The 13,815-nt window shown below is 64.9% G+C and carries 11 protein-coding genes; 9 read left to right on the top strand and 2 right to left on the bottom strand.

The window, feature by feature from the left end; translation table 11 throughout:
* Window positions 1-6: 6 nt before the first annotated feature.
* From DFO58_RS06035 to DFO58_RS06015, 5 genes are all read left to right on the top strand, one after another.
* On the top strand, window positions 7-678 hold the full coding sequence (locus DFO58_RS06035; protein WP_120989681.1) for a response regulator: 672 nt from the start codon (window positions 7-9) through the stop codon (window positions 676-678).
* Between the two features lie 85 nt (window positions 679-763).
* A complete protein-coding gene (locus tag DFO58_RS06030) occupies window positions 764-1,777 on the top strand; it encodes an ADP-ribosylglycohydrolase family protein (RefSeq protein ID WP_120989679.1) in 1,014 nt (337 codons plus the stop codon).
* A 163-nt stretch (window positions 1,778-1,940) separates the two neighbouring features.
* Window positions 1,941-3,227 (top strand): MFS transporter, encoded by a 1,287-nt coding sequence (locus tag DFO58_RS06025; protein WP_120989677.1) that lies wholly within the window; start codon window positions 1,941-1,943, stop codon window positions 3,225-3,227.
* Between the two features lie 5 nt (window positions 3,228-3,232).
* The gene (locus DFO58_RS06020) at window positions 3,233-3,922 is read left to right on the top strand and encodes a FadR/GntR family transcriptional regulator (RefSeq protein WP_053797665.1); all 690 of its coding nucleotides are present in this window, start codon (window positions 3,233-3,235) and stop codon (window positions 3,920-3,922) included.
* A 573-nt stretch (window positions 3,923-4,495) separates the two neighbouring features.
* Window positions 4,496-6,724, top strand: a complete 2,229-nt coding sequence (locus DFO58_RS06015) for a polyribonucleotide nucleotidyltransferase (protein WP_120989675.1) — start codon at window positions 4,496-4,498, stop codon at window positions 6,722-6,724.
* Window positions 6,725-6,864: 140 nt separating this feature from the next.
* On the opposite strand, the gene DFO58_RS06010 is transcribed toward DFO58_RS06015, so the two are convergent.
* The gene (locus DFO58_RS06010; RefSeq protein ID WP_120989673.1) at window positions 6,865-8,208 is read right to left on the bottom strand and encodes an MFS transporter; all 1,344 of its coding nucleotides are present in this window, start codon (window positions 8,206-8,208) and stop codon (window positions 6,865-6,867) included.
* Between the two features lie 115 nt (window positions 8,209-8,323).
* On the opposite strand from DFO58_RS06010, the gene DFO58_RS06005 reads away from it, so the two are divergent.
* On the top strand, window positions 8,324-8,788 hold the full coding sequence (locus DFO58_RS06005) for a thioesterase family protein (protein WP_120989671.1): 465 nt from the start codon (window positions 8,324-8,326) through the stop codon (window positions 8,786-8,788).
* 8 nt (window positions 8,789-8,796) lie between these two features.
* On the opposite strand, the gene DFO58_RS06000 is transcribed toward DFO58_RS06005, so the two are convergent.
* The gene (locus tag DFO58_RS06000; protein ID WP_113606632.1) at window positions 8,797-9,813 is read right to left on the bottom strand and encodes an AraC family transcriptional regulator; all 1,017 of its coding nucleotides are present in this window, start codon (window positions 9,811-9,813) and stop codon (window positions 8,797-8,799) included.
* Window positions 9,814-9,955: 142 nt separating this feature from the next.
* On the opposite strand from DFO58_RS06000, the gene DFO58_RS05995 reads away from it, so the two are divergent.
* Genes DFO58_RS05995 through DFO58_RS05985 form a run of 3 tightly spaced genes read left to right on the top strand, consistent with a single transcriptional unit; the run spans window position 9,956 to window position 13,780 of the window.
* Window positions 9,956-10,744 (top strand): SDR family oxidoreductase, encoded by a 789-nt coding sequence (locus tag DFO58_RS05995; protein WP_120989669.1) that lies wholly within the window; start codon window positions 9,956-9,958, stop codon window positions 10,742-10,744.
* A gap of 52 nt (window positions 10,745-10,796) precedes the next feature.
* On the top strand, window positions 10,797-12,032 hold the full coding sequence (locus DFO58_RS05990) for a styrene monooxygenase/indole monooxygenase family protein (RefSeq protein ID WP_120989667.1): 1,236 nt from the start codon (window positions 10,797-10,799) through the stop codon (window positions 12,030-12,032).
* Between the two features lie 20 nt (window positions 12,033-12,052).
* Window positions 12,053-13,780, top strand: coding sequence for a flavin reductase (locus tag DFO58_RS05985; RefSeq protein ID WP_120989665.1), 1,728 nt, complete (start codon window positions 12,053-12,055; stop codon window positions 13,778-13,780).
* Window positions 13,781-13,815: the final 35 nt, after the last annotated feature.

Genomic DNA, 13,815 nt, shown 5'->3' with positions numbered 1-13,815 from the left:
AACCGCGTGATCAAGGTACTGGTGATCGATGACGATTTCATGGTCGCCAAGGTCCATTCAGGATTCGTGAACAGCGAACCCGGCTATGAGGTGGTGGGTCTCGCCTACACCGCTGTCGAAGCGCTGCGCGCGGTGAAAACGCTGCAGCCCGACCTCGTGCTGCTGGACATCCACCTGCCGGACATGAACGGTCTGGACCTGCTCCAGCACCTGCGCGATGCCAAACCGGAACTGGACGTGATCGTGATCAGCGCCGCCCGCGAAATGGAGACCGTGCGCCGGGCCCTGCGCGGTGGAATAGTCCACTACCTGATGAAGCCGTTCTCCCGCGAGGACCTGCACCACCGCCTGGAGCACTACCGGAAGACCTACCGTTCGCTGCGCGCGCCCGACCAGCCGCTGGACCAAGAGGACGTCAACCGGCTCTTCGGGCTGGGCGGGCAGAGCAGGAAGCCGCTGCCCAAGGGCTGCAGCGTTGAAACCATGGGACTTGTCGAGCGGATCCTGCGCGAATCCGCGGGCCCGATTTCAGCCAGCGAAACCGCGGAAAAGCTCGGCACCTCGCGGGTGAGCGCTCGCCGGTACCTCGAATATCTTGCCGAAGAGGGGATCGCCCAGGTCAGCCTGAAGTACGGCGGGGTCGGGCGGCCCGAGCGCCGGTATGCCGTGGGAGCCTGAGCCGCAGCGCCCAACTGTCGTTGCCGTTCGATAGATTTGCAGCGGGCCGTAGGGACTTGAGAACGCCGAACGACAAGGGGAATGCATGCAGGGCAAGATCGATCTCGAAGACCGCGTGCGCGGGGTGCTGCTGGGGCTGGCAGCGGGCGATGCGTTGGGCGCCGGCTACGAATTCAAGCCGGCCATGGAAGCCAGCGAGCCGGTCGGCATGATCGGCGGCGGTCTGGGGGACTTTGCACCCGGCGAATGGACCGATGACACCTCCATGGCAATCGTCATGGCGCAGGCGCTGGCCGCCTTTGGCGGGACGGCCTCGGAGGAAGCTTGCACGCAGATGGTGCAGGGGTGGGCCGACTGGGCCAAGACCGCACCGGATGTCGGTGTGCAGACCAGCGCGGTCCTGCGGGCGGCCGAATCCCTCGCGCGGCGTGGCGGTCGGGAATTGCCGACTGCTGCTGATGCCATCCAGGCCGCGGCCGACGCGCATCAGCGTACCGGCCGATCGGGCGGCAACGGGAGCCTGATGCGCACCGCGCCGGTTGCGTTGGCCTACCTGCACCGCCCGGTCGAGGAAGCCTACACGGCGGCCGTGAAGCTCAGCGCCCTGACACACTTCGACCCGGAGGCCGCAGAAGCCTGCGGGCTTTGGACCGCTGCCATCCGCCATGCGGTGCTCACCGGGCAGCTGGATGTGCGCATCGGGCTGGGACTGCTGGAACCAGCCCGCGCCGGGCTCTGGGAACAGCGCATCGGTGCTGCGGAAGCCGGGGCGCCGAAGGACTTCGGCAACAACGGGTGGGTGGTTGAAGCATTCCAGGGTGCCTGGAGCGCCATCAGCGCCGCCACCGGCCGCAGCGCCGCGCAGGCTCCGCTGGAACGTCAGCTGCTGGTCGAAGCGCTGGAAGCCGCGGTGCGCGGCGGAGTGGATACCGACACCGTGGCCGCCATTGCCGGATCGCTGATCGGCGCCGCCTGCGGGGCCCGCGCGATTCCCGGCGATTGGCTGGGCATGCTGCACGGCTGGCCCGGGCTCGCCGCCAGCGATCTGGACGAACTGGCGCTGAATCTGGCCTCGGGGAGCCACATGGCGAGCGACTGAGCTTGCAGGGGACAGCAGGTTGCACTTAATAACGGCGGCCAGGAATTCCTGCCGACTGCTTCGAGGAGCCGGTGCCCCCGGAGTCTCCAGGGCTGCTGGCCCGCGACGTTGCCCGTATGCTGGCGGTTTGACCATAAAACATAAGACGTCTAACGTTTGACCAATGACTAAGCAGGTAGATTCCATCCCAGCCCCGGCGTCTTCGGCCCGCGGATCGCTCCCGGCTGCCGCGCCCGACGGGTATCGCCGAACCACCGTCGTCCTGGCCTTGGTTTCTGTCGTCCTTCTGGGCATGAATCTCCGTGTCGCCGTGGCGAGCGCCGCCGCGCTCTTTCCGGCCTTGCAGGAACTGCTGGGGTACGGGCCGCTTGTGGCCTCGCTGCTGCCGACCATCCCCGTTTTATGTTTCGCCTTCGCAGGGTTGGCGACCCCGCGCCTGATGCGGCTGCTCGGCCTGGAGCGGTCGATGGTGCTGTCCCTGGTGCTGCTCACCGCGGGGCTCGCGACCCGCTTGGCGCCGGCCACCTCGATGCTCCTGCTGGGGACCATCGTCGCGATGTCAGGCCTGGCCGTCTGCAACGTGGCCATGCCGTCGTTCGTCCGCAAGTATTTCCCGCATCGCACAGCGGGCATTACCAGCCTGTATTCCATCACCATGTCCGCAGGGGCGGCCTTGGCCTCCGGAATCAGCGTTCCCCTCGCCCTGCAACTGGACTCCCCGCTGGCGGCGCTGGGTGTCTGGGCCATTCCCACGCTGGTGGCTCTTGCCGCGGTGCTGCCGCTGGCGATCGGCTCTCGGCGGGAGAAGACGGTGGGCAATGCCGCGGCTCATGTATCCCCGTGGCCGCTGCTTGCAACCCGCAATGGGCTGCTCATCACCGGGCTGTTCACGCTTCAGGCGCTTTTGGTTTACAGCATCGTCGGGTGGCTGCCCTCGATCTTGATCCATCGCGGATTGGACCCCACGACCGCGGGTCTGCTGCTGGGCGCCCTGCAGCTGATCAGCATTCCTGCCACGCTCGTGGTCATGGGCCTTGCGGCCAAGGGCCGGCTGCGTGCGGCCTTCGCGATTGCCAGCGGCGCAGCCTTGGCGGGCTTCGTGTCCCTTGAAGTGCTGCCGGTGTCGCTTGCACTATTGCCCACAGTGTTCCTCGGCATTGGCTTCACCATGTTCCCTCTGGTAATGCTTGCAATCAGCCGCAGCGGCGAGAGCGTGGAGGAATCCTCGGCGATGTCGAGCCTTGCGCAATCGGTGGGCTATGTCGTGGCCGCCCTCGGCCCGTTTTCGCTGGGGTTGCTCTTCTCCCTGCTGGGCAGCTGGACCGTGCCGCTGTGGCTGCTGGTGGCTGCCGCGATACTGCAGGTCCTGCTGGCCCTGTGGCTCAGCTCCGGCAAGGGCGGGCGCACCAGCGGCCGGCTTGAGCAAGTTGGCGCCGGGGCAGGAGAATAGGCGATATGTCCTCCTCAGAGAATTTTTCGCAGCGCCGTCCCTTGTCGCATGATGTCACCAACTGGCTGCGTGAACGGATCATTTCCGGCCAATGGCCCCGTGACGAACGCATCCCATCGGAGTTCGAGCTCATGGAACAGCTGCAGGTTTCCCGGGGCACGCTGCGCGAAGCCATCAAGGCGCTGAGCCATGTGGGCATGTTGGAAGTATTGCGCGGGGACGGAACCTATGTGCGGGCAACAAGCGAATTCGATGGGGCCGCCCAACAGGTCTACCGGCAGCACAAGGACACTGATGTACTCCAGCTGCGTTTTGCCTTGGATACCCAAGCAGCGCGGCTGGCGGTGTTGAATGCGGAAGCCAGCGAGGTGGCTGCGCTGCGCGAACTGCTTAACGAACGCCAGCGTGCCTGGCAAGCCGAAGACATCCAAGGTTGGATCGATGCGGACTGGCAGTTCCATCTCATGATCGCCGAGGCGTCGGGCAACCGGTTGCTGCACGAGGTGTACACAAGCTTCAACGACATCTTCCATGGCTCCAAGATGCGCCACCGGCTGCTGTCGGGCTTCGACGGCTGCCTGGAGGCCGGGCACGAAGAGCTGCTGAAAGCCATCCAGGAGCGCGACGAGGATCTGGCCGTCTCCACCGTGCACGTCAATTTGGAATACTGCATGAGCTGGGCCCAGCGCGGCTGAGCATCACCGAACGCCGGGCAGCGCCCGAGTGCGGCGCTGGACGAATCTCGTGCGCGAAGCTCCGAACCGCGACTGTAGGGTGCGAGGATGAAGAGCGGTCAGGGTTTTCGAAGCCAGGATTGTGGATCGATTCGGTCCACTTCGGGACCCGCCTGGCCATAGGTTAAGTGGAGAAACAGGGGTTCGCGGCAATCCCGGAGTTCGTGATTCGGTCTAGCAGGGCGGCCCCGCCCGTGCGAACGGGACTTACCTGACGTCGGGCGGGATAAATAGTCGATGCGCGGGCGCAACACCCCTCGGGGCACGCCACGTGACCCAGCAGCCACTGCAGCTTTGGGTAATTCCCGGTAGGCTTAGAGGTGGGCCGGTGCAATGTGCGCTGCGCCCCGAAAGAAAACAACTCCCAGGACTGACCGACCGTTGGTCCCGACCGCCAGTTTCGCGGTCCTCGGTAGTGATCTTCGCGGAAACCCCTGGGGTTCACGCGCGGGTCTCGATCGAAGACCAGATCTGGGTAGGGCTAGCGGATCGCTCATCCGTCGCATGGGAGCGATTGAAAGGAGCACCCCCTTAATGGAGGGTCCAGAAATCCAGTTCGCCGAGGCCGTTATCGACAACGGCCGCTTCGGCTCCCGCACCATCCGCTTCGAGACCGGCCGCCTTGCCAAGCAGGCCGCCGGCTCCGCGATGGTCTACATCGACGAAGAGACCGCGCTGCTCTCGGCAACCACTGCCGGCAAGCACCCGCGCGAGGGCTTCGACTTCTTCCCGCTGACCGTGGACGTCGAGGAGCGCATGTACGCTGCCGGCCGCATCCCGGGCAGCTTCTTCCGCCGCGAAGGCCGTCCGTCGACCGAGGCCATCCTGGCTTGCCGCCTGATGGACCGCCCGCTGCGCCCGGCATTCGTCAAGGGCCTGCGCAACGAGGTCCAGGTGGTTGTCACCGTTCTGGCCATCGATCCGGACGAGCTGTACGACGTGGTGGCCATCAACGCCTCCTCGATGTCGACCCAGCTGTCGGGCCTGCCATTCTCCGGCCCGATCGGCGGCGTTCGCGTTGCACTGGTCGATGACGGAAACGGCGCCCAGTGGGTTGCCTTCCCGCGCCATTCCGAGCTGAAGAACTCGGTCTTCAACATGGTTGTCGCCGGCCGCATCGCCGGTGACGACGTCGCCATCATGATGGTGGAAGCCGAAGCTACCGACAACGCTTGGGAACTGATCAAGGAACGCGGCGCCGTGGCTCCGACCGAAGAGGTCGTCGCCGAGGGCCTTGAGGCCGCCAAGCCGTTCATCAAGGTATTGTGCGAGGCCCAGGCCGACCTGGCTTCCCGCGCCGCCAAGGAAACCGTCGAGTTCCCTGTCTTCCGCGACTACGAAGAGGATGCCTACGCAGCAGTCGAGGCCGCCGCTTCGACCCGCCTGGCGGAGATCTACACCATCGCCGACAAGCAGGACCGCGACAACACCGCCAGCGAGTACAAGGACGAGATCCTTGCCGAACTGGCAGGCGAAGGCAAGGCCTTCGAAGGCCGCGAGGGCGAAATCTCCAAGGCCTTCGGCGCAGTCACCAAGCACATTGTGCGCCAGCGCATCCTGACCGAGCAGGTCCGCATCGACGGCCGCGGCCTGGCTGACATCCGCCAGCTGTCCGCCGAGGTCGAGGTCCTGCCTCGCGTGCACGGTTCGGCCATCTTCGAGCGCGGCGAAACCCAGATCATGGGCGTCACCACCTTGAACATGCTGAAGATGGAGCAGCAGATTGACTCGCTGTCCCCAGTGAAGTCCAAGCGCTACATGCACAACTACAACTTCCCGCCATACTCGACCGGTGAGACCGGCCGCGTGGGTTCGCCGAAGCGCCGCGAAATCGGCCACGGCGCACTGGCAGAGCGCGCACTGGTTCCAGTGCTGCCAAGCCGCGAGGAATTCCCGTACGCCATCCGCCAGGTCTCTGAGGCGCTGGGCTCCAACGGCTCGACCTCCATGGGCTCGGTCTGCGCCTCGACCCTGTCGCTGCTGAACGCCGGCGTGCCGCTGAAGGCAGCCGTGGCAGGCATCGCCATGGGCCTGGTCTCGGACACCGTTGACGGCGAAACCCGCTACGCGGCCCTGACCGACATCCTGGGCGCCGAAGACGCCATGGGCGACATGGACTTCAAGGTCGCAGGTACCTCCGAGTTCGTGACCGCGATCCAGCTGGACACCAAGCTGGACGGCATCCCTGCCTCGGTGCTGGCCGCTGCGCTGACCCAGGCCCGCGAAGCACGCCTGCACATCCTGAACGTGCTGAACCAGGCCATCGACGCACCGGACGAGCTGAACGTCAACGCTCCGCGCATCATCTCGGTGAAGATCCCGGTTGACAAGATCGGCGAGGTCATCGGCCCGAAGGGCAAGATGATCAACCAGATCCAGGAAGACACCGGCGCTGACATCTCGATCGAGGACGACGGCACCGTGCTGATCGGCGCAACCAACGGCGAATCCGCCGAGGCTGCCCGTTCGGCCATCAACGCCATCGCCAACCCCCAGGTTCCTGAGGTCGGCGAGCGTTACCTGGGCACCGTCGTGAAGCTGACCACCTTCGGTGCGTTCGTTTCGCTGACCCCGGGCAAGGACGGCCTGCTGCACATCTCCGAGCTGCGCAAGATCAACGACGGCAAGCGCGTGGAGGACGTCGAAGACGTCGTCGGCGTTGGCCAGAAGATCCAGGTCGAGATCACCAAGATCGACGACCGCGGAAAGCTGTCACTGGCACCTGTAGTCGAAGGCGAAGACGAGGCCGCAGCCGCCGAGTAATCTCGCTGGCTAGTCTCCGAAAGGCCCCGTTCCACACAAGGGTGGGACGGGGCCTTTCCCGTCCCCGGACGGCGGCAAACGCGACGGTGCCCCGCCGGACAAAGCCGGCGGGGCACCGTTGCAGGGTAGCCGCACTGGAGCTAGTCTGCGACGAGCTCCTCGTCCGTACGGGCCACGCGAGGCTGGGCCTCGGTGATGCGCGGCGGGATCAGTGCGACGGCACCAGCCGCAATCACGCCGACGACGGCGAAGAAGATGAAGTTGAACTCGAAGCTGACACCAGTGGCGGCGATCCAGCCGCCGATGATCGGCCCGGAGATCGCGCCGATGCGGGCGAAGGACAGCGCCCAACCGGTTGCGGTGCCGCGCTGCGCCGCAGGGTAGTAGTCGGCGATGTAGCCGGTCAGCACCAGCGACGTGGAGATCGACCCGATGCCGGCGAATGCCACGAGGCACAGGTTCACGAACATGGAATTCGGGAACATCAGCAGCAGGATGCCGCCGGCGCCGAGCAGGTAGAACACCACCAGGATGATCTTCTGGCCGTACTTGTCGGCGAGGTAGCCGAGGATCAGTCCGCCAACTGCGGAAGCCAGCGAGAAGACCAGCAGGAAGGTCAACGACGAGCCCAGGTCGTAGCCGGCCTTGCGCATGATCTGCGGGAGCCAGGTGTTCAGGCCGTAGACCAGGACCATGCCGCAGAACAGCGAGATCCAGAAGAACACGGTTGAACGCAGGTACTTGCCGGAGAACATCGCACCCATGACTTCGCGCCAAGGCACCTTCTTGCCCGGGGCCTTGGGAGCCTGCGGCTGGTGGTCGCGGACGTTGAGTTTTGCTGCCAAGGATTTCGCTTCGGCAATCCGCCCCTTGGACACCAGGTATTCGAGGGATTCGGGCAGCATCCAGGCGATGACCGGCAGGATAAGCACTGGTAGGGAACCGACGGCGATGACCCAGCGCCAGCCGAGCACCGGCAGCAGCGCCATGGCGACAAGGGCCGCGGCCACGATGCCCAGCGAATAGCCCGAGTACATGATGCCGTAGTTCAGCGAGCGCTTCTTCGGCGCCGAGTATTCAATGGTCAGGGCCGCGGCGACCGGGATGATGCCGCCCATGCCCAGGCCGCCCAGCAGGCGGAAGAGCCCGAAAAGCTCCGGGGTGGGGGCCAGTGCCGCGCCGGCTTGGGTGATGGTGAAGATGACCATCGAGGCGAGCAACATCTTCTTGCGTCCGATGATGTCGCTGAGCGTTCCGATGAACAGTGCGCCGATGAGCATGCCGACCAGCGCGTACGCGCCCAACCCGCCGAGCTCCAGGGGAGTCAGCGACCATTCCTTGTATTCCGCGAGCGCAGGAAGCACTGCTCCGAGCACACCCACGTCGTAGCCTTCGGCCAGGATGGCCAGCCAGCAGGCGAACAGCACCAGCCCCGTGGTGCGTTTGGGAATGTTCCATTCCTCGACATTGTTGACTGTCGCCATGTTGCTCCTCGTTGACATGCAGTGCGAAATTGTCTGATTCACATATTATGGCGTTAATGTGACGGGCGTTACAATAGTTCGAGAGATTAAGTTTTTCGGGACCAGGGAGTGCGAAATGGGCGATACGGGACAGGCACAGCGAATTGAAGATGTGGTCGCAGACTGCCTCGCGGGAGCGGTGGCCGGAACTGCGAGCGAGCGCATCATCGAGTGGGTGGACACCGATGCGGCCGGCCATCAGCACAACTCGGTCATCATGAGATTCGTCGAAGCCGCGGAATCGAAACTGTTCCGCGAACTTGAGCTTCCGGAATACTTTCCCATCGCGCCACGCGTGCGCCAGGAAGTCGACTACAGGGCCAAGCTCTTTTTCGGGCAGCATGTTACCACCGTGCTGCGCATCGATCGGCTGGGGGAGAAATCCCTGAGCTTTTCGTTCAAGGTTTTCGGCCATGAGCACGAAGGGCGGCCAATCGTTGAAGCCGCTTCGGGCAAATTCGTCACCGCATGCGTCCCGCTGGGTGCGTTGTCTTCGGCTCCCTGGCCAGACAACGTCCGCCATGCAATTCTGGGCGGCTAGGGGACGCGCTAGCTTCCTTGTCCTCGCAGGGACGCCGAAGGGGAAACACCGAATTGGTGCTTGTAGCTCTGCGCGAAGCGCCCCAAGTGGGCGAACCCGCAGTCCTGGGCAATCTGCGAAACATTCGCCGACTGCGGGTCGGCCGCAATCAATAGATCACGCGCCCGTTCCAGCCGCGCCTTGCGCAGCTGGGCGGACGGCGTCGAATTCAGCTCCCGCGCCACGGCTACCTGCAAGGTCCTCGCCGCGACGCCCAGCGCCTCCGCCATATCCGAAACCGTGAGATCCTCCGCGGAATGGGCCCGGAGCAGGGTGAGGAATTCATTGACCAATCGCGAGGAATAACCATTGGCAGTCGGGGCATTCCATTGCTCCATGCTTTGCGCGAGATTCGAGCGATTGGCCATCAGCCAGCGAGCCAGGACCAGCTCGTGCTGCAGCCTTCGTGCGTAATCGCTGTGCCTGCCGTTTTTCTCATTGAGCATGTCATGCAGTTCAAAGATTGAACGCATGAATGCCTGTCCCTCGGCACTGGACAGATCCATGGACGGTGCCAGTCGCAGCGTGCCGTCGATCTGCGCCCCGTAGAGGCTCTGCGCCGCGGATTCGAGCGCCGCGCGCGGCGCGGTCAGAATCACCTGCGGGGTATTTTTCTCCCAATTCATGGAGAACTCGGCATCAATCGGCGGCACCGAGGCGATCTGCGGCGTGGAATCCACCTGCTGGCGACCGATTTGGAGGTCAGCGCGCCCCGAGAGCGGAATCTGCACCATGTAGAAAGTCTTCAGAGCCTCGGGGCTGATTTTCACGGACGCGCCGTAATCCAGCAGGTGCAGGCCGACGCCGGCGCCAGTTGAACGCAGATTCATCTTCAGTGTGCCCTGGGAAGCGCCCTTCTGCAGCTTGTGCGGGCAGAAGAGCGTGCCAATTTTCTCCCGCGCCTCGTGCAGGTCCGCGGTGGCAAGGGTCGGCAGCTGATCCAGAACGCGGGTTGAAGCTGGGCTCGCAAGAGGCTGGCTGAGCATGACGTGCGCTCCTTCGGGTGTCCATGCGTTCTTTGGATATCTGCTGCGTGCAGCGGATAGTACGCACCCCTGAAGCGGAGTAAGTTCTATCCAGAACACCAATTATGACATGCATCACAGCATGGGAAAGCCGAGGGGTGCAATGGAAGAACTGCAGGATCGCGTCGTTCTGGTGACCGGAGGGGCCACCAAGGTAGGCGTGGGAATCGTCCAGTGCCTGGCACGCTCCGGAGCGCACGTCATCGTCGTGGACATCGACGCCGAGGGCGGCGCGCAGCTGGCCGAGCAGATTCCGCAGGTCGAATTCCATACCCTGGACATCACCGACGACGGCGCCATCGGCTCGCTGATTGACTCCGTGTCGCAGCGCTTCGGCAAGCTCGACGGACTAGTCAATCTGGCCTGCAGTTACCTGGACGAAGGCGCAAACTCGCCGCGCGCCGACTGGCTGACGGCATTGAACATCAACGTGGTCTCCGCCGTGGTGCTGGCCAACGCGGCCCGGGCGCTGCTGGCCGCCTCCGGACATGGAGCCATCGTCAACTTCACCTCGATCTCCAGCTCCGTGGCGCAGACAGGCCGCTGGCTGTACCCGGCCAGCAAGGCGGCGCTGGTACAGATCACCCGCTCCATGGCGGCCGACCTCGCCGCCGACGGCATCCGGGTGAACTCGGTCAGCCCGGGCTGGACCTGGTCCAAGATCATGGACACGCTCAGCGGCGGCAACCTGGAAAAGACCGACGCCGTGGCCGCGCCGTTCCACATCCTGGGTCGGGTCGGCCGCCCCGAGGAAGTCGGCGAGGTCGTCGCCTTCCTGCTCTCGGACAAGGCATCCTTCGTGACCGGTGCGGACTGGGCCGCCGACGGCGGATACTCCGCTCTGGGTCCGGAACGCAACGAACCTGCCATCCCGCTGCTCGCCGCCGAATAGCCAGCCTGCCACGCAACACCCGCATACCACAAAACCCGAAGGATTGACGAACATGGATTCACGACACATCACCATCGTCGGCGCCGGACAGTCCGGCCTGCAGCTGGGCATCGGCCTGCTGGATGCCGGCTACCAGGTCACCCTGATTTCCAACCGTACCCCGGAGCAGATCCGCGACGGTTCCATCGCCTCCAGCCAGTGCATGTTCGACCAGGCGCTGGGACACGAACGCGCCCTGGGCCTGGACCTCTGGCCGGATGCACCGGTTGTGGAAGGGATTTCCTTCACCATCGCGCCCACCGAAGCACCGGGCGTGAAGGCCATCAGCTGGGACCACCGGCTGGACGCCACGGCGCAGTCCATCGACCAGCGAGTCAAGTTCCCGGCCTTCATGGCCGAATTCGAGAAGCGCGGCGGCACCCTGGTCTTCGAGGACGCCGGCATCGCCGAACTGGAACGCTACGCGGAAAACAGCGACATGGTCCTGGTTGCCGCAGGCAAGGGCGAAATCGCCCAGCTGTTCACCCGCGACGACCAGCGCAGCCACTACGCGGCCCCGCAGCGCGCACTGGCCCTGACCTACGTAAACGGCATGACCCCGCGCGAGGAATTCTCCGCAGTGAACTTCAACGTCATCCCGGGCGTCGGCGAATACTTCGTCTTCCCGGCGCTGACCACCACCGGACCGTGCGAGATCATGGTCTTCGAAGGCCTGCCCGGCTCGGACATGGACTCCTGGAAGGGGCTGACCCCGGCAGAGCACCTGGAGAACTCGCTGCGTGTGCTGCGCACCTACCTGCCATGGGAATACGAGCGCAGCGCCAACGTCGAACTCACCGATCCCAACGGCGTGCTGCAGGGACGCTTCCCGCCAACCGTGCGCCACCCGCTGGCCACCCTGCCTTCGGGCAAGACCGTGGTGGGCATGGCCGACGTGGTGGTGCTCAACGACCCGATCACCGGCCAGGGCTCGAACAACGCCTCCAAGTGCGCCGCCAGCTACCTGGCCTCGATCTTCGGCCACGGGGACGCCGCCTACGACGACTCGTTCAAGTCCTCGATGTTCGAGGAGTACTGGAAGTACGCGCAGCACGTAGCCCGCTGGACCAACACCATGCTGGCCCCGCCAGCCGAGCACGCACTGGGCCTGTTCGCCGCCGCGCAGCAGAACCCCGCCATCGCCCAGCGCTTCGCCAACGGCTTCGACTACCCGCCGGACTTCGGCTCATGGTTCCTGGACGCCCAGGGCGCCGCAGACTACCAGGCCTCGTTCAACACCGTGGCCTAGATCCGCCAAGGAGCAACATCATGCGAAAAATTGCAATCGTCGGCGCCGGCGAATCCGGCGCCCAGCTGGCCCTGGAACTGCAGCGGCTGGAACACGAAGTCACCTTGTTCTCCGACCGCTCCGCGGCCGAAATCCGCAGCGGAACGATCACCTCCAGCCAGTGCGTCTTCTCCTCCGCGCTGCGGGTCCAGCTGCCGCTGGACATCCCCGGCGCGGACAGCGAGAGCATCGGCATCACCGGGATGACCTTCAACATCAAGCCCGATGACGGCGAGGCCATCTCTTGGCACGGATCGCTGGAAAACCCTGCAATGTCCGTGGACCAGCGCGTGAAGTGCGCGCACTGGATCGAGCAGTTCATCACCCGCGGAGGAGACTTCCGCATCGAGAAGCTCAACGTGAAGCGCCTGGAGGAATTGGCGGCGATCTACGACCTGGTGGTCGTGTGCACCGGCAAGGGCGAACTCGGGCAGATCTTCTCCACCGACAAGTCGCGCAGCCCCTACGACCGTCCGCAGCGCGCCGTCGCGGTGACCTACGTGAAGCCAGCCCAGAACAGCGGGCCGGAGAACACGAACGAAATCCGCATGAACATGCTCCCGGGCGTCGGCGAATTCTTCACCTTCCCGGGGTTGAGCACCGAAGGCGCCTGCCAGATGATGGTCTTCGAGGGCATCCCGGGCGGGCCGATGGATTGCTGGGACACCGTCTCGGATGCCGTAGGGCACTGGGAGACCTCCCTGACCATCCTGCGCGAGCACTTCCCGGTCGAATACGAGCTGTTCAAGGACAGCCAGCTCAATGATCCCGGCGCCTGCCTGCGCGGGCGCATCACCCCGGTGGTGCGCCATGCGGTGGGCAGCCTGCCCGGCGGGCGCGCCGTGCTGGGCCTGGGTGACGCGATCATGCTCAACGACCCGGTGACCGGCCAAGGCTCCAACAACGCGACCCTCGCGGCCGACCACTACGCCCGGGCGATCCACATCCACGGCGACGCGTCCTTCGACGAGGCGTGGATGACGCGGACCTTCGACGAATATTGGCGCGGCTGGGGCCAGTTCTCCACGGTGTGGACCAACTCGATGCTGCGCAGCAAGGACGGATGGCAGTTGGAGGTGCTGGCCAAGGCCAGCGAGCACCAGGCGCTCGCCGATTCCTTCGCCAACGGCTTCGACGATCCCCGGACGCTGTTCCCCTGGTGGTTCGACCGCCAGGAAGCTGCGGGCTTCGTCGAGCGGATCGTCGCCGAGGAAGGCGCCGCCTTCGACCTGCGCGACTTCCGCACCACCTTGGGCCAGTTCGCCACCGGCGTGACCGTGGTGACCACCCGCACCCCGCAGGGCGCGAAGGTCGGCATGACCGCCAACTCCTTCACCTCGGTGTCGATGGATCCGCCGCTGGTGCTGTGGTGCCCGAGCAAATTCGCCCCGTCGCTGCCTGACTTCGAGGCGGCAACGCACTTCGCCATCAATGTGCTTGAATCCTCGCAGCACGTGCTCTCGCGCCAGTTCGCCACCCCAGCCGATGACAAGTTCGCCGGAGTGAGCATCTCCGAGGGCGTCGCCGGACTGCCGTTGCTCGACGGCGCGGTAGCCACGTTCGAATGCCGGACAGTGGCTCGCCACGAAGCCGGGGATCACGTAATTTACGTGGGTGAGGTGGAAAAGTACTCGCGGGTCGACGGGGACCCGCTGGTCTTCCACGCCGGGGCGTACCACAGCACCGAGCTTCATCCGGATTTCAAGTAGACCCAAGCGCCTGCGCCTTTCCGGCGCAGGCGCTT

Origin of the sequence: Arthrobacter sp. AG1021, assembly GCF_003633665.1 — a bacterium.
Lineage (GTDB): Bacteria > Actinomycetota > Actinomycetes > Actinomycetales > Micrococcaceae > Glutamicibacter > Glutamicibacter soli.
Note: the sequence above shows the minus strand (reverse complement) of the source record. Positions and strands in the feature narration are given on the sequence as shown.

What these genes read in the sequence shown, in the direction of transcription:
- DFO58_RS06020 (WP_053797665.1), top strand. Translation starts at nt 3,233, where the DNA reads ATGTCCTCCTCAGAGAATTTTTCGCAGCGCCGTCCCTTGTCGCATGAT.
- DFO58_RS06025 (WP_120989677.1), top strand. Translation starts at nt 1,941, where the DNA reads ATGACTAAGCAGGTAGATTCCATCCCAGCCCCGGCGTCTTCGGCCCGC.
- DFO58_RS06030 (WP_120989679.1), top strand. Translation starts at nt 764, where the DNA reads ATGCAGGGCAAGATCGATCTCGAAGACCGCGTGCGCGGGGTGCTGCTG.
- DFO58_RS06010 (WP_120989673.1), bottom strand. Translation starts at nt 8,208, where the DNA reads ATGGCGACAGTCAACAATGTCGAGGAATGGAACATTCCCAAACGCACC.
- DFO58_RS06000 (WP_113606632.1), bottom strand. Translation starts at nt 9,813, where the DNA reads ATGCTCAGCCAGCCTCTTGCGAGCCCAGCTTCAACCCGCGTTCTGGAT.
- DFO58_RS06015 (WP_120989675.1), top strand. Translation starts at nt 4,496, where the DNA reads ATGGAGGGTCCAGAAATCCAGTTCGCCGAGGCCGTTATCGACAACGGC.
- DFO58_RS05985 (WP_120989665.1), top strand. Translation starts at nt 12,053, where the DNA reads ATGCGAAAAATTGCAATCGTCGGCGCCGGCGAATCCGGCGCCCAGCTG.
- DFO58_RS06005 (WP_120989671.1), top strand. Translation starts at nt 8,324, where the DNA reads ATGGGCGATACGGGACAGGCACAGCGAATTGAAGATGTGGTCGCAGAC.
- DFO58_RS05990 (WP_120989667.1), top strand. Translation starts at nt 10,797, where the DNA reads ATGGATTCACGACACATCACCATCGTCGGCGCCGGACAGTCCGGCCTG.
- DFO58_RS05995 (WP_120989669.1), top strand. Translation starts at nt 9,956, where the DNA reads ATGGAAGAACTGCAGGATCGCGTCGTTCTGGTGACCGGAGGGGCCACC.